The following is a 14,206-nucleotide window of genomic DNA, read 5'->3' as shown; positions in this document are numbered from 1 at the left end:
AGGCCGTCTGAAATTTTTCAGACGGCCTTTTTTAATGTCCCAATTTTTATCGTTTCAAAGCCAAAGTCAATACGCCTGCCGTTACCAAACCTAAGCCTATCCACTCCTGAGTGCTTGGGCGTTCGTCTAAGAAAACGACGGCCATCAGGGCGACCAAGACCAGGCTGAATTTGTCGACGGGTGCGACTTGCGAGGCGTTGCCCAGTTGCAGGGCTTTGAAGTAGGCGAGCCAAGAAGCGCCGGTAGCGAGGCCGGATAGGATGAGGAATGTCCAGTTACGGCCGGTAAAGCCGTTCACGCCCTGCCATTTGCCGGTGTAAGTTAAAAACAGTACCAAAGCGGCGAGGATAACTAAGGTACGGATAAAGGTAGCGAAATCTGAATCTATGCCCTGTAAACCCATTTTGGCGAAAATGGCGGTCAATGAGGCGAAGCCTGCCGATGCCAATGGCCCAAAACAGCCATGCGTTGCTGCTCATGTTTTATTCCTTTGTTTCAAATTGTTGACAATATGAATCCGCTTGTTGATGAAATATCGAAATTTTCACTGCGGTTTGTCTTTGGAAAACGCTATAATAGAACTAATATTCTTTTTCTTCCAGCTGTCTTTAATTGTATTGTTTCAGACGGCCTTTCCCTCTCTCAATAAAGGAAAATCATGAGCTTCAAAACCGATGCTGAAATTGCCCAGTCTTCCACCATGCGCCCGATTGGCGAAATTGCCGCCAAGCTGGGTTTGAACGTGGACAACATCGAGCCCTATGGTCATTACAAAGCCAAAATCAATCCGGCTGAGGCATTCAAGCTGCCTCAAAAACAAGGCCGTCTGATTTTGGTTACCGCCATTAATCCGACTCCTGCGGGTGAGGGTAAAACCACTGTAACCATCGGTTTGGCGGACGCGTTGCGCCATATCGGCAAAGATTCGGTGATCGCCCTGCGCGAGCCTTCTTTGGGTCCGGTGTTCGGTGTTAAAGGCGGCGCGGCAGGCGGCGGCTATGCCCAAGTTTTGCCGATGGAAGACATCAACCTGCACTTCACCGGCGACTTCCACGCCATCGGCGCGGCGAATAACTTGCTCGCTGCCATGCTTGATAACCATATCTACCAAGGCAACGAGTTGAACATCGATCCGAAACGCGTGCTGTGGCGTCGCGTGGTCGATATGAATGACCGTCAGTTGCGCAACATCATCGACGGCATGGGCAAGCCTGTTGACGGCGTGATGCGCCCCGACGGTTTCGACATTACCGTTGCCTCCGAAGTGATGGCGGTATTCTGCCTTGCCAAAGACATCAGCGATTTGAAAGAGCGTTTGGGCAACATCCTTGTCGCCTATGCCAAAGACGGCAGTCCTGTTTACGCCAAAGATTTGAAAGCGAATGGTGCGATGGCGGCATTGCTCAAAGATGCGATTAAGCCTAACTTGGTGCAAACCATCGAAGGCACTCCGGCTTTTGTACACGGCGGTCCGTTCGCCAACATCGCCCACGGCTGTAACTCTGTAACGGCTACCCGTTTGGCGAAACATCTTGCCGATTATGCCGTAACCGAAGCAGGCTTCGGCGCGGATTTGGGCGCGGAAAAATTCTGCGACATCAAATGCCGTCTGGCTGATTTGAAACCCGATGCGGCTGTTGTCGTGGCCACTGTCCGCGCTTTGAAATACAACGGCGGCGTGGAGCGTGCCAACCTCGGCGAAGAAAACCTTGATGCTTTGGCAAAAGGCCTGCCTAATCTGCTGAAACACATTTCCAACCTGAAAAACGTATTCGGCCTGCCTGTGGTGGTTGCCATCAACCGCTTCGTGTCCGACTCCGATGCCGAGTTGGCCATGATTGAAAAAGCTTGTGCGGAACACGGCGTTGAAGTTTCCCTGACCGAAGTATGGGGCAAAGGCGGCGCGGGTGGTGCAGACTTGGCGCACAAAGTTGTTAACGCCATCGAAAACCAACCCAACGAATTCCGCTTCGCCTACGATGTTGAGTTGAGCATTAAAGACAAAATCCGTGCGATTGCCCAAAAAGTATACGGCGCGGAAGATGTCGATTTCAGCGCGGAAGCGTCTGCCGAAATCGCTTCACTGGAAAAACTGGGCTTGGACAAAATGCCTGTCTGCATGGCGAAAACCCAATATTCTTTGAGCGACAACGCCAAACTCTTGGGCTGCCCTGAAGGCTTCCGCATTACCGTGCGCGGCATTACCGTTTCTTCCGGTGCGGGTTTCATTGTTGCGCTGTGTGGCAATATGATGAAAATGCCGGGTCTGCCGAAAGTCCCGGCTGCCGAGAAAATCGATGTGGACGCAGAAGGCGTGATTCACGGCTTGTTCTGATTTAGATTGATATTGAAATAGATAAAGGCCGTCTGAAACCGAGGTTTCAGACGGCCTTTTATGGTTTAAGTGAATTTCAATTGGCTTTTTAAGAAATTGAAGAACTTGTCTATCATGCCAAACAACGTATTGCGGTCTTCGCCAAACAATGAAATGCTGCGGTCTTTGCTGATTCTGTCATAAGCGGCAAAAATGGTTTTCAGTTCTTCAGTGGTTAAACGCAGTTGCTTTTCATGCAAGATTCGGCTTAAGAGGGTTATTTCTACTGGGTTCAATTCAGGGAAAAGGTGACTGAACCACAATTCCATGGTGTATTGGACGGATCTGTTGATTTTGTCTTTTTTTTTGCTTTCTTGAGCTGTGTGTATCCTGTAAGACAACAAAGACTCAGGCAGGTTGGCAAAGGTTTTGCCATGTAGGGCGCATTGCACCCACATATGGAAATCGGGCGCGGTTTCTGTCGCGGTGTAGTTTATCTCAAGGTTTTTAATGCTGTCGTGCCGCCACATGGTGGTGGGGTTGAACATGTTTTGGGCGGCAAAGGAGAGAAAGGCTTTAATGTCTTTGTCGAGCAGGGGGAGGTCGCTTAAAACGGGTTCTCTTCCGGTTTGGTCATCAAAAAAGATGGTGGCTTGGCTGCCGACAATATCGATTTCGGGATGGCTGTCTAAGAAGTGAATTTGTTTTTCAAAACGATCCAAGGCGCAAATATCGTCCGCATCCATTCGTGCCACATATTCGACCTCTACGTCTTTGAGCATATCCATGGCAAATTGGCAGGCAAACGGCTCGCCCTTGTTTTCCGGAAGATGGAAAACCTGCAAACGTGAATCTTTGGCTGCGTAAGCCTCGAGGATTTCGCCGGTTTTGTCTGTTGAAGCATCGTTGATGGCGATGACGAAAAAGTCGCGGAATGTTTGACTCAATACCGAATCCAAGCATTCGGTCAAATAAGCTTCGGCACAATAGGCCGGCAAAATAACGGCAAGTTTCATGTTTGCTTTCGATGTGTTTTGATGTGTAGTCGGTGGAAGATTTTACTATAAATTTCCCAAAAGCTAAGGCCGTCTGAAACCTTATTGCCAAGTTTTCAGACGGCCTTAGTGTGAATCCGATATACGGATTATTTAACGATTTGGTTCAATTCGCCTTTAGCGTATTTGGTTGCCATTTTTTCCAAAGAAATTGGTTTGATTTTGTCGGCTTGGCCTTCGCAACCGAATGCGAGGTAGCGGTCAAGACAGATTTGTTTCATGGCTTCGACGGTTTTGCTCAAGTATTTGCGCGGGTCGAATTCGGATGGGTTTTCTGCCATGAAGCGGCGGATGGCACCGGTAGAGGCGAGACGCAAGTCGGTATCGATGTTGACTTTGCGGACACCGTGTTTGATGCCTTCGACGATTTCTTCAACCGGTACGCCGTAGGTCTCACCGATTTTGCCGCCGTGTTCGTTGATGACTTTCAGCCATTCTTGCGGAACGGAGCTGGAGCCGTGCATCACGATGTGGGTGTTAGGCAGGGCTTGGTGGATTTCTTTGATGCGGTCGATACGCAATACATCGCCTGTGGGCGGACGAGTGAATTTGTATGCGCCGTGGCTGGTGCCGACGGCAATAGCCAATGCGTCAACGCCGGTATCTTTAACGAAACGTACGGCATCTTCAACGCTGGTCAGCATTTGGTCGTGGGAAAGTTTGCCCACTGCGCCGACGCCGTCTTCTTCGCCGGCTTCACCGGTTTCGAGGTTGCCCAATACGCCGATTTCGCCTTCAACGGACACACCGCAAGCGTGGGAGAAGTTAACCACGGTACGGGTGGCGTTGACGTTGTATTCGTAAGAAGAAGGGGTTTTGCCGTCTTCCATCAGCGAGCCGTCCATCATTACGGAGGAGAAGCCCAGTTGGATGGAGCGTTGGCACACATCAGGAGATGCGCCGTGGTCTTGGTGCATCACGACAGGGATGTGCGGGAATTCTTCGACTGCGGCCAAAATCAGATGGCGCAGGAATGGGGCACCTGCGTATTTGCGTGCGCCTGCGGATGCTTGAACGATAACGGGGGCGTTGACTTGGTCGGCCGCCTCCATGATTGCGCGCATTTGTTCGAGGTTGTTAACGTTGAATGCGGGCAGACCGTAGCTGTTTTCGGCAGCATGGTCCAATAATTGGCGCATGGATACGAGTGCCATGAGGAGCTCCTGAAGTAGTGAAGGGTAAATTTATCCGATAAATTATAATGTTTTTTGAAATGAAAAACTACAAGCTGCTACATTGTTTTTATATATTAACGAACAGGGTCTCGGTTTATAATGGCGTAGTATTGAAAACGGGTGTGCAAAATGGATAGGATTTTGGTGGTCGAATGTGGTAAGCCTTTGTTTCAGACGGCCTTGACGGTGCAGGTGGGCGATGTGAACTATGGAGGTCATCTGGCGAACGATGCTGTGTTGCGTTTGTGCCATGAAGTGAGGATGCGTTGGCTGGCGAAGCTGGGTTGGAGCGAAATGGATGCCGGAGGGGCAGGCCTGATTATGGCGGATGCGGCGGTGCAGTATTTGGCGCAAGGTCATCATGGTGATGAGCTGTCGGTGGAAATGGGGGCGGCGGGTGTGGCCGGTGTGGGCTTTTCTTTGCTGTACCGTATCTGCAGGATTTCAGACGGCCTTGTGCTGGCGAAAGTGCAGACAGGCATGGTGTGTTTCGATTATGTTAAGCAGCGTGTCTGCCGTTTGCCTTCGGCATTGAAAACGGCATTGGAGGCCGTCTGAAATGGCGGAATCAAATTTTGCGCTTCATCTTGAACGCTATCTGAAAACCTTGCTGCAACAAGGCAAGTCGGAGCATACCGTTTCCGCTTATCGGCGCGATTTGAGTGAGTTGATGCGCCTGTTGCCCGATAACCTGGGAAACGGCCTGCCGACGCGCCGTGATTTTGTGGCGGTATTGAAAAAGCTGTCGCAAAAGGGCTTAAGCGAAAGTAGCTTGGCGCGGAAATTGTCGGTGTGGCGGCAGTATTGCAGTTGGCTGGTGCAGATAGAAGTTATGGAAAGCGACCCGACATTTAATATGAAAGCGCCGCGCCTGCCCGAACGCCTGCCCAAAGCTTTGCCGCAAGAACCTTTAAACCATATCCTTGACCATGCGCCGGTTGATGACGAGTTGGACGTACGCGATAAGGCCATGTTTGAATTGATGTATGGCAGCGGTTTACGCCTGAGCGAGATACAAGGGTTGAATCTGAACAGTATCGTCTTGGACGAAGGCTGGGTCAGCGTGAAGGGTAAAGGCGGAAAGCAGCGGCAAGTGCCTTTGGTGGGCAAGAGCATTGCGGCATTGCGTGATTATTTGGCAGTGCGTATTGCCAAAGAGGGTGAGCAGGCCTTGTTCACCAATAAGAACGGCAGCAGGCTGGGGCAACGTCAAATCCAAAAACGCCTGCAGGCGTGGGCAGTGCGCGTGGGCAGCGCCAGCCATATCTCGCCGCACATGATGCGCCACAGCTATGCAACCCATCTTTTGCAGGCATCGGGCGATATCCGTGCAGTACAGGAATTGTTGGGGCACAGCAACCTTTCCGCTACGCAAGTTTATACAAAGTTGGACTTTGACCATTTGGCGCGTGTTTATGATGAGGCGCACCCAAGGGCGAAACGGAAAAAATGATTTTGTTTGAATCAGGCCGTCTGAAAGAATGTTTTCAGACGGCCTGATGTTTTATGGATAAAAAATACAGATGGTTTGAAACCATTTGAATTTTTATCGGTCTGATGAGGTTTAAATATTGGCCTGATGTGCGGATGGCATAAAGATTGTAAGAGTCGATGGCTTTTTTAATACCGTTTATCTTTTCAGATGGCCGCTTGTTTGATAATATTAGTAATGAGAGCTAATATCATATTATGATATACAGCCTTTAAAACAGCAGGTCTATAAACTTTCTCTATAAGCATTAATGCTTATTTTGACTGTAAAACGACTTGCAAACGGGAATTGTTGCTATTAACATAACGGAATTATGGATAAAAAACGAATTTTAACTCCAGCCGTCGTGACTTCCGTTGCGTTGATTCACGTCGGTTTGGTTGCACTTTTATGGCACGCGCACAAACCGCCTCCTGTCGAAATAGCGAATATTGAATTTGTCGATTTAGGCGATTTCGGCGGTGGCGACGGTAGTCCTGAGGGCGAAGGCGCACCTGCCGCCCCCGAGCCTGCCCCCGAACAACCGAAGCCAAAACCCAAACCTAAGCCTGTCGAGCCGCCCAAACCTGTTATCAAACCTGTGGTAACGAAAAAAGAAAAAGCGGATATCGTACAGCAAAAGGAAAAACCGAAACCTATCGAGAAACCTAAGCCCGAGCCTAAGCCAGAACCCAAACCTGAGCCGAAGCCCGAGCCAAAACCAGAGCCAAAACCAGAGCCAAAACCAGAGCCAAAACCAGAGCCGAAGGCAGAACCTAAACCATCTCCCAAAGCATCTGAACACTCAGGCAGCAAAACCGGGCCGAATACTGCTGAAAACGGTAAAGGCAACGGAGAAGGCAAAGCCTTGGGCGGAGAAGGAAAAGGCAACGGCGGCGGTACGAAAGGTACAGGCAGCGGCCGTGGCGAAGGCAGCGGATCCGGCAGCGGCGGTGCGAAAGGCGAACATGGCTCCGGTACCGGTGGCGGAGGTGGTGGCAGCGGTACAGGTGCCGGCAGCAGTAAAGGCAATCCTGCAAAAGGAACCTGCCATATTCCAAGACCTCCGTATCCTTCACTGTCCACTGAAAATGGTGAAGAGGGCTTGGTTGTTTTGAAAGTCTTGGTTGGTCCTGGCGGTAAAGTGGATTCAATTAGTGTGAATAAATCAAGTGGTTATAGTCGTCTGGATAATGCAGCGCGTAAAGCCGTTAAAGATGGTAGCTGTCATGCAAGTGTTTGGACTGAATTTAAAGTACCTGTCAAATTCACGCTCGAATAAGTATCTAGGCCTAAGCTGATTGATTAGAAAATATATGCTGTTGGGGAATGATTTTAAATGACCCGATAGAAATTTTAATTTTATTTTTAACTTGGAAAAATTATGGATTTAAGTTTAGTTTTCAAATCAGGTGATGTGGTACTGATTGGTGTATTTGTCCTGATGTTGTTGATGAGTGTGGTGACTTGGAGCGTCATCGTGATCCGTTGCATCAAATACCGCAAAGCGAAAAAAGGCAATGCTCAGGTAAAAGAGTTGATGCTGAATGCGTTTACGCTGGCTGACGCCGTACAAAAAGCCAAAGCGGTAGAAGCACCGATGAGCAATGTTGCCGATGAGTCTCTGCGCGCATACCAAAACTACCGTCAAACGACAAGCAAATCGCTGATTGACGAATTGCCTTTGAACGAATACTTGGTCGTTCATATCCGTAACAGTTTGGCTCAAACCATGCGCCAGTTTGACTACGGTATGACCGCTTTGGCCTCTATCGGTGCAACCGCTCCTTTTATCGGTCTGTTGGGTACTGTTTGGGGTATTTACCATGCCCTGATCGGCATCAGCGAAAGCGGTCAAATGAGCATTGCTGCGGTAGCCGGTCCGATTGGTGAGGCTTTGGTGTCGACTGCTGTCGGCCTGTTTGTGGCGATTCCGGCCGTATTGGCGTACAACTTCCTCAATCGCGGTACGAAAACCATCGCGCAAGATATGGACGCATTTGCACATGACCTGCATGTCCGCCTTCTGAACCAAAAGGATTAAACCATGGCTTTCGGATCAATGAATTCCGGCGATGATGCGCCGATGTCGGATATCAACGTTACGCCTTTAGTGGACGTGATGCTGGTGTTGCTGATTGTATTTATGATTACCATGCCGGTGCTGACCCACTCGATTCCTTTGGAGTTGCCGACTGCTTCGGAAAAAGCGGCGAAAGAGGATAAGCAGCCTAAAGATCCTTTGCGTTTGAGCATTGATGCCAGTGGTGCCTATATCGTTGGCGGCGATTCCGATACCAAAGTGGATTTGGCAACGGTAACTGCCAAGCTGAAAGAAGCCAAAGCGAAAAACGAAGATGTGATTGTGGCGATTGCGGCGGATAAAGCGGTTGAATACGATTATGTTAACCAAGCCCTGCAAGCGGCACGCGAAGCCGGTATCAGCAAAATCGGTTTTGTAACGGAAACCAAAGCGCAATAATCTTTTGAATATAGTAAAGGCCGTCTGAAATTTGAGTAAAGTTTCAGACGGCCTTTTGTTGTATTTGGTAACTATATGTCCAGGCTGTATAATTAGCGGATTAAATTGAATAACGACAATACAGGAACCGCCATGACAGAAACCATCGAACGCGACAGTATGCAATACGATGTCGTGATTGTCGGCGCAGGCCCGTCGGGTTTGTCCGCCGCCATCAAACTCAAGCAGCTTGCCGAAAAGAATGGACGCGAAATCAGCGTTTGTGTGGTGGAGAAGGGTTCGGAGGCCGGTGCGCACTCGCTGGCCGGTGCCATCATCGATCCGATTTCTTTGAATGAGCTGATTCCTGATTGGAAAGAAAAAGGCGCGCCGCTGACGCGTACAGTGACGAAGGACAGGGTTTTGTTCCTGACCGAGAAAAAAGCCTTCAACTTGCCGGTTACCCCGAATTTCGACAACCATGCGAACTATATTGCCAGCTTGGGCGAAGTCGTGCGCTGGCTGGCGGAGCAGGCGGAAACTTTGGGTGTGGAAATCTATCCGGGCTTTGCCGCTGCCGAAGTGCTGTATCACGAAGACGGTTCGGTCAAAGGCATTGCGACCGGCAATATGGGTGTGGGCAAAGACGGAGAACCGACCGAATCATTCCAGCCCGGCATGGAGCTTTGGGCGCAACAAACCATATTTGCCGAAGGCTGTCGCGGCTCGCTTTCCAAGCAAGTTATTGAACAATTTAAGCTCGACCAAAACAGCGAGCCGCAAACTTACGGCTTGGGCATTAAAGAAATTTGGGAAGTGCCGTCTGAAAAACATCAGCCCGGTTTGGTCATGCACAGCGCAGGCTGGCCGTTGGACAGCAAAACCTACGGTGGCTCGTTTATTTATCACTTTGACGAAAACAAAGTCGCTGTCGGTTTTGTGGTCGGCTTGGATTATCAAAACCCTTATTTGTCGCCGTTTGAAGAGTTCCAACGTTTCAAAACTCATCCTGAAATCCGCAAAACCTTTGAAGGCGGCCGCCGTATCGCTTATGGCGCGCGTTCGCTGATTGAAGGCGGTTTGCAAAGTTTGCCGAAGCTCTCGTTCAAAGGCGGCGTTTTAATTGGCGATGCGGCGGGTTTCCTGAATATGCCGCGCATCAAAGGCATTCATACCGCGATGAAATCCGCCATGCTCGCCGCAGAAGCAGTATTTCCTTTGTTGGAAAACCTCGAAGAAGTGGAAAGCTTCGATAGCGGCAAAGAGGCCACCGATTATCAGCAACGCTTTGAACAAAGTTGGCTGTATCAAGAGCTTTACGCCGCGCGCAATGTCCGTCCGTCATTCAAATGGGGCGTTTACCTCGGCTCAATCTATACCGGTATCGACCAAATGATTTTCAGAGGCAAAGCCCCTTGGACTTTGAAACATCACGGCAAAGACAACGAGCAGCTCAAAAAAGCCTCCGAATGCAAGCCGATTGATTATCCGAAGCCCGACGGTGTTTTGACCTTTGACCGTTTGAGTAGTGTTTTCCTTGCCAACCTTGCGCACGAAGAAAACCAGCCCGACCATTTGGTGCTGAAAAATCCGCAGGTCATGATAGACGTAAACTACAAAGAATACGCCTCGCCCGAAACCCGCTATTGTCCGGCCGGCGTATATGAAATCGTCGAAGAAAACGGCAGTCCGCGTATGCAAATCAACGCTGCCAACTGCGTCCACTGCAAAACGTGCGACATCAAAGACCCGACGCAAAACATCACTTGGATTTGCCCTGAAGGCGCAAGCGGACCGAATTACGGCGGAATGTAATTTACTGTTTTGAAGTCAAAACCTAAAGGCCGTCTGAAAAGTTTCAGACGGCCTCTATCCTATTATTTCATCAATGGAAGCATTATGAACACGCACATTTGGCAGGCAGGCCGATTTGAAATCGCCTTAGACAAACCGAAAATTATGGGCATCGTCAATCTGACCCCCGATTCATTTTCCGATGGCGGCAACTATTCGCAAAATGTCCCAATAGCATTGGCACATGCCGAGCAGCTTCTGAAAGACGGTGCGGATATTCTCGATATCGGCGGCGAATCTACCCGTCCGGGTTCGGATGATGTTTCTCTCGAAGAAGAATGGGCCAGGGTGCAGCCGGTTTTAGCGGAAGTGGCCAAGTGGAATGTTCCCGTCAGTTTGGACACACGCCGTACGGCGATTATGGAAAAAGCCTTGGCACAAGGCGGCGTGGACATTATCAACGATGTTGCCGCATTGAGTGATGAAGGCGCAGTCGCATTGCTGGCGCAACAGCCGAATACAGGCGTGTGTCTCATGCACATGCAGGGTTTGCCCAAAACCATGCAGCTTAATCCGCAATATCAAGATGTCGTCGAAGAGGTCGCGCGCTATTTAAAAGCACGCGCGGCAGAATGCGTTCAAGCAGGCATTGCCTCTGAACGCATCACGTTAGACCCCGGCTTCGGTTTCGGCAAAAACCTGCAACACAACATCACCCTGATAAAACATTTGCCTGAGTTGATGGACGCAACCGGATTCCCGCTTCTGATCGGTGTATCGCGCAAACGTATGATTGGCGAGCTGACAGGAGAACAAGATGCCTCTAAACGCGTACACGGCAGCGTCGCAGCCGCTTTGGCCACAGTCGCCCGAGGCGCGCAAATCATCCGTGTTCACGATGTCAAAGCAACATCGGACGCTTTGAAAGTTTGGGAAGCATTGGGCATATCGGCATAATACCTGAATAGAAAACCAACAGGCCGTCTGAAACATTTGCCCGGCATCTTGAACAAGCAACAAGTTATGCTATAATCCGCTTTTACTCTTGACGGGTCTGTAGCTCAGGGGTTAGAGCAGGGGACTCATAATCCCTTGGTCGTGGGTTCGAAACCCACCGGACCCACCAAATATTAAAAATGCCCGAGGCTTTTGGCTTCGGGCATTTTTGTATTTATTGATTTTTGAAGGGTTGGAATATAATGTGAACAACAGCATAAAAATCAACCTATAAAATGAATACAAAAGGTTAAAGCACATTTAGGTAATGCTTTTTTAGGCTGAAAAGGGCTTATCACATTGACACCCTTATAGTCGTTGAGGGTAAATTTGATTTTGATTATCAGCCGCCTGAGCCGGGATTGGTATATAACGTTCCCAATTTTGTATTGGAAAAAGACCGTTACGTTGATTGGGAAGATACTTGGCGTACTTTTTGACTAGGGAATAAGTAAATGGCGAACAGTTACTTTTTGCTTGCTCTGGTTGATATCTTTCTATTATTTTAAAATTAGCAATGCCGTCTGAAAATCCTAATTTCAGACGGCATTTTTTATTTTTCCGAGTAATACCACATGGCCCTATATTGAGAGGCTGATGATTATTTCGATATAACTGGACTGTTTTTCAGACGGCCTGAAGATTTAATCAACCATTCTGCGTATTTCGTTGATTGGGATACGCGGGGTATAGAGTATGTCGTAGGTTGGTTTGTCCAAAAGATCTTGCAGGGAGTATTGATCTAAATGGTTGAAGAAGGCTTTGATGGCGCCGGTAATGATGCCGGTCAGTCGGCAGGATGGGGTGATGAGGCATTCGTTGTTATCGCCCATGCATTCGACAACCTGCATCGGCTCCAGATGGCGCACGACTGCGCCGATGTTGATTTTTTCGGGAACATCCGCCAAGCGCAAACCGCCGCCTTTGCCGCGTACGCTGACCAGAAATCCGCCTTTGACTAATGAGGTAACCACTTTCATTAAATGGCTTTTGGAAATATTGTAAGTCTCGGCAATGGTGCTGATATTGACGAGGGTGTCATCATTAATGGCGGTATAAACCAATACGCGCAATCCGTAATCGGTATGTTGGGTCAGATACATAGCTGGCTCTTTGAATATTTTTCTTATATGTCAAAAGGGTAGTGTTTGGTAAGGGGTTGTTTGACTTTATGTGGGATTGGGTTTCATAATATCTGAAACATTTGAATTAATCCAGTTTGACAAACTGTTGCCATTATAACGAACTTATGAAACCCTTGAAACGCCACCCTGCCTTAATAGAACTTTCCCGCGAGCATCATGGCTCGCTGTCGTTGTGCGTCCGTCTCCTGCGTACGCCGGAGCAAAGCCACCAAGCGGAGCTGGATCCTCATTTTGTGGAGCTTGAGCCACATTTTTTGGAGGAGGAAACCATGTTTGCGCCGTATTGGGATAAGGTTGATCCGGCGTTGAGGCAGCGTTTTGAAGGCGATCATGCCAAGCTGCGTGCGATGATGGCTCATCCTGAATATATGAATGAATCATGGAATAAGGATTTTGCGGTAACTTTGCGTGATCATGCGCGTTTTGAGGAGCGCGAGCTTTTTCCTGCGATTGAACCTTTTTTGCCTTTGCCTGAGAATGTGTAATAGGAAAGGGAATCGATGGCCGTCTGAAAAGTTTCAGACGGCCTCTGTTGCTGTTTTATAATGATATAAAAATTGAAGGAACCACCATGAACGATTTGTTCAAACATCCTGTATGGGCAATGGCCTTCCGCCCGTTTTATTCGTTGGCGGCTTTGTATGGCGCATTGTCTATATTGCTTTGGGGCTTTGGCTATCAGGGTACGCCTGAATTGCCGGGTTTGTATTGGCATGCCCATGAAATGATTTGGGGCTACGCCGGATTGGTTGTCATTGCATTCTTGCTGACGGCCGTGGCAACTTGGACTGGCCAGCCGCCCACGCGCGGTAAGGCGTTGGTAGGTTTGACCGCATTTTGGCTGCTTGCGCGTTTATGTGTGTTTATTCCCGGCTGGGGTGCGACGGCAAGTGGCATATTCGGCACGATCTTTTTCTGGTATGGCGCGGTATGCATGGCTTTGCCGGTAATTCGTTCTCAAAATAAGCGCAACTATGTTGCTGTGTTCGCTATTTTTGTTTTGGGAGGCACCCATTTCGCCTTCCATCTGAAAGTGCAGCCGTTTGATGCCATTGCGCTGATGACCGGTTTGCAATCCGGTTTAATTATGGTGGCCGGATTTATCGGTTTGATCGGCATGCGGATTATCTCGTTCTTTACGTCCAAGCGCCTGAATGTGCCGCAAATTCCCAGCCCTCAATGGGTAGCGCACGCTTCACTTTGGCTGCCTATGCTGACCGCCATGATGATGGCGCATAATATTTTGCCGGGACTGGCTGCGTTGTTTGCTCTGGCTGCCGGTGTGATTTTTACTGTGCAGGTGTACCGCTGGTGGTATAAAGCCGTACTGAAAGAGCCTATGCTTTGGATTTTGTTTGCCGGCTATCTGTTTACAGGCTTGGGCTTGATTGCTGTCGGTATTTCTTATTGGATTTCAAGTTTCCTGAATTTGGGCGTACACCTTATCGGCGTTGGCGGTATCGGCGTGCTGACTTTGGGCATGATGGCACGAACCGCGCTTGGCCATACCGGCAACTCTATTTATCCGCCGCCTAAAGTGGTTCCTGTTGCCTTTTGGTTGATGATAGCCGCAACGGTTGTCCGTGTTTTGGCAACCTTTGTGAGCGGTACGGCATATACGCACAGTATCCGTTGCTCCGCCGCTTTGTTTGCCGTGTCTCTGCTGTTGTACGCATGGAAATATATTCCTTGGCTGATCCGTCCGCGTTCGGATGGTCGTCCGGGTTAACGGTTTGGCAAAATGAAAAGGCCGTCTGAAAAGTTTCAGACGGCCTTTATTTATTGATAATAAAAA

Annotated in this window: 13 protein-coding genes, 1 tRNA gene and 1 pseudogene; 11 read left to right on the top strand and 4 right to left on the bottom strand. The window is 49.2% G+C overall.

The annotated features are described in order from the left end of the window. Positions 1-46: 46 nt before the first annotated feature. Positions 47-479, bottom strand: a pseudogene (locus HMPREF3139_RS00485) (EamA family transporter). Positions 480-658: 179 nt separating this feature from the next. Here HMPREF3139_RS00485 and HMPREF3139_RS00480 point away from each other — a divergent pair. Further along, complete coding sequence (locus tag HMPREF3139_RS00480; RefSeq protein ID WP_070459427.1) at positions 659-2,335, top strand: formate--tetrahydrofolate ligase; 1,677 nt, start codon at positions 659-661, stop codon at positions 2,333-2,335. A 65-nt stretch (positions 2,336-2,400) separates the two neighbouring features. Here HMPREF3139_RS00480 and HMPREF3139_RS00475 read toward each other — a convergent pair whose 3' ends face one another. After that, entirely contained in the window at positions 2,401-3,330 is a 930-nt protein-coding gene (locus HMPREF3139_RS00475) for a glycosyltransferase family 2 protein (RefSeq protein WP_070459424.1), read from the bottom strand. 128 nt (positions 3,331-3,458) lie between these two features. Then, the gene (gene fba, locus HMPREF3139_RS00470) at positions 3,459-4,523 is read right to left on the bottom strand and encodes a class II fructose-bisphosphate aldolase (RefSeq protein WP_003686828.1); all 1,065 of its coding nucleotides are present in this window, start codon (positions 4,521-4,523) and stop codon (positions 3,459-3,461) included. Between the two features lie 150 nt (positions 4,524-4,673). Here fba and HMPREF3139_RS00465 point away from each other — a divergent pair, with 150 nt between their 5' ends. The 8 genes from HMPREF3139_RS00465 (at position 4,674) to HMPREF3139_RS00430 (ending at position 11,396) form a co-directional block, all read left to right on the top strand. Next, positions 4,674-5,102, top strand: a complete 429-nt coding sequence (locus HMPREF3139_RS00465; RefSeq protein ID WP_070459421.1) for an acyl-CoA thioesterase — start codon at positions 4,674-4,676, stop codon at positions 5,100-5,102. 1 nt (position 5,103) lies between these two features. After that, positions 5,104-5,997, top strand: a complete 894-nt coding sequence (locus HMPREF3139_RS00460) for a tyrosine recombinase XerC (RefSeq protein WP_070459419.1) — start codon at positions 5,104-5,106, stop codon at positions 5,995-5,997. Between the two features lie 352 nt (positions 5,998-6,349). Beyond that, complete coding sequence (locus HMPREF3139_RS00455) at positions 6,350-7,297, top strand: energy transducer TonB (protein ID WP_070459416.1); 948 nt, start codon at positions 6,350-6,352, stop codon at positions 7,295-7,297. A 102-nt stretch (positions 7,298-7,399) separates the two neighbouring features. Beyond that, on the top strand, positions 7,400-8,059 hold the full coding sequence (locus HMPREF3139_RS00450; RefSeq protein ID WP_049328854.1) for a MotA/TolQ/ExbB proton channel family protein: 660 nt from the start codon (positions 7,400-7,402) through the stop codon (positions 8,057-8,059). A 3-nt stretch (positions 8,060-8,062) separates the two neighbouring features. Next, positions 8,063-8,497, top strand: a complete 435-nt coding sequence (locus tag HMPREF3139_RS00445; RefSeq protein ID WP_049328855.1) for an ExbD/TolR family protein — start codon at positions 8,063-8,065, stop codon at positions 8,495-8,497. Positions 8,498-8,629: 132 nt separating this feature from the next. Continuing rightward, positions 8,630-10,291: an electron transfer flavoprotein-ubiquinone oxidoreductase gene (locus HMPREF3139_RS00440; protein ID WP_070459413.1), complete on the top strand. Its 1,662-nt coding sequence runs from the start codon at positions 8,630-8,632 to the stop codon at positions 10,289-10,291. Positions 10,292-10,375: 84 nt separating this feature from the next. Further along, positions 10,376-11,227 (top strand): dihydropteroate synthase, encoded by an 852-nt coding sequence (gene folP, locus HMPREF3139_RS00435; RefSeq protein ID WP_070459410.1) that lies wholly within the window; start codon positions 10,376-10,378, stop codon positions 11,225-11,227. Between the two features lie 93 nt (positions 11,228-11,320). Continuing rightward, positions 11,321-11,396 (top strand) — tRNA-Ile (locus HMPREF3139_RS00430). A 514-nt stretch (positions 11,397-11,910) separates the two neighbouring features. Here HMPREF3139_RS00430 and HMPREF3139_RS00425 read toward each other — a convergent pair. After that, positions 11,911-12,369, bottom strand: a complete 459-nt coding sequence (locus HMPREF3139_RS00425; RefSeq protein WP_049328858.1) for an RrF2 family transcriptional regulator — start codon at positions 12,367-12,369, stop codon at positions 11,911-11,913. A 146-nt stretch (positions 12,370-12,515) separates the two neighbouring features. Between HMPREF3139_RS00425 and HMPREF3139_RS00420 the strand changes: the two genes are divergently transcribed. Both HMPREF3139_RS00420 and HMPREF3139_RS00415 read left to right on the top strand, forming a co-directional pair. Then, positions 12,516-12,896: a hemerythrin domain-containing protein gene (locus HMPREF3139_RS00420; protein ID WP_070459407.1), complete on the top strand. Its 381-nt coding sequence runs from the start codon at positions 12,516-12,518 to the stop codon at positions 12,894-12,896. 86 nt (positions 12,897-12,982) lie between these two features. Next, on the top strand, positions 12,983-14,140 hold the full coding sequence (locus HMPREF3139_RS00415; RefSeq protein WP_070459404.1) for an NnrS family protein: 1,158 nt from the start codon (positions 12,983-12,985) through the stop codon (positions 14,138-14,140). The last annotated feature ends 66 nt before the right edge of the window (positions 14,141-14,206 follow it).

It is taken from the genome of Neisseria sp. HMSC15G01 (genome assembly GCF_001808255.1).
GTDB classification, from domain to species: Bacteria; Pseudomonadota; Gammaproteobacteria; order Burkholderiales; family Neisseriaceae; genus Neisseria; species Neisseria subflava_A.
This window is presented reverse-complemented; position numbering and strand designations above follow the sequence as displayed.

What these genes read in the sequence shown, in the direction of transcription:
- HMPREF3139_RS00465 (WP_070459421.1), top strand. Translation starts at nt 4,674, where the DNA reads ATGGATAGGATTTTGGTGGTCGAATGTGGTAAGCCTTTGTTTCAGACG.
- HMPREF3139_RS00425 (WP_049328858.1), bottom strand. Translation starts at nt 12,369, where the DNA reads ATGTATCTGACCCAACATACCGATTACGGATTGCGCGTATTGGTTTAT.
- HMPREF3139_RS00460 (WP_070459419.1), top strand. Translation starts at nt 5,104, where the DNA reads ATGGCGGAATCAAATTTTGCGCTTCATCTTGAACGCTATCTGAAAACC.
- HMPREF3139_RS00450 (WP_049328854.1), top strand. Translation starts at nt 7,400, where the DNA reads ATGGATTTAAGTTTAGTTTTCAAATCAGGTGATGTGGTACTGATTGGT.
- folP (WP_070459410.1), top strand. Translation starts at nt 10,376, where the DNA reads ATGAACACGCACATTTGGCAGGCAGGCCGATTTGAAATCGCCTTAGAC.
- HMPREF3139_RS00440 (WP_070459413.1), top strand. Translation starts at nt 8,630, where the DNA reads ATGACAGAAACCATCGAACGCGACAGTATGCAATACGATGTCGTGATT.
- HMPREF3139_RS00445 (WP_049328855.1), top strand. Translation starts at nt 8,063, where the DNA reads ATGGCTTTCGGATCAATGAATTCCGGCGATGATGCGCCGATGTCGGAT.
- HMPREF3139_RS00455 (WP_070459416.1), top strand. Translation starts at nt 6,350, where the DNA reads ATGGATAAAAAACGAATTTTAACTCCAGCCGTCGTGACTTCCGTTGCG.
- HMPREF3139_RS00475 (WP_070459424.1), bottom strand. Translation starts at nt 3,330, where the DNA reads ATGAAACTTGCCGTTATTTTGCCGGCCTATTGTGCCGAAGCTTATTTG.
- HMPREF3139_RS00480 (WP_070459427.1), top strand. Translation starts at nt 659, where the DNA reads ATGAGCTTCAAAACCGATGCTGAAATTGCCCAGTCTTCCACCATGCGC.
- HMPREF3139_RS00415 (WP_070459404.1), top strand. Translation starts at nt 12,983, where the DNA reads ATGAACGATTTGTTCAAACATCCTGTATGGGCAATGGCCTTCCGCCCG.
- HMPREF3139_RS00420 (WP_070459407.1), top strand. Translation starts at nt 12,516, where the DNA reads ATGAAACCCTTGAAACGCCACCCTGCCTTAATAGAACTTTCCCGCGAG.
- fba (WP_003686828.1), bottom strand. Translation starts at nt 4,523, where the DNA reads ATGGCACTCGTATCCATGCGCCAATTATTGGACCATGCTGCCGAAAAC.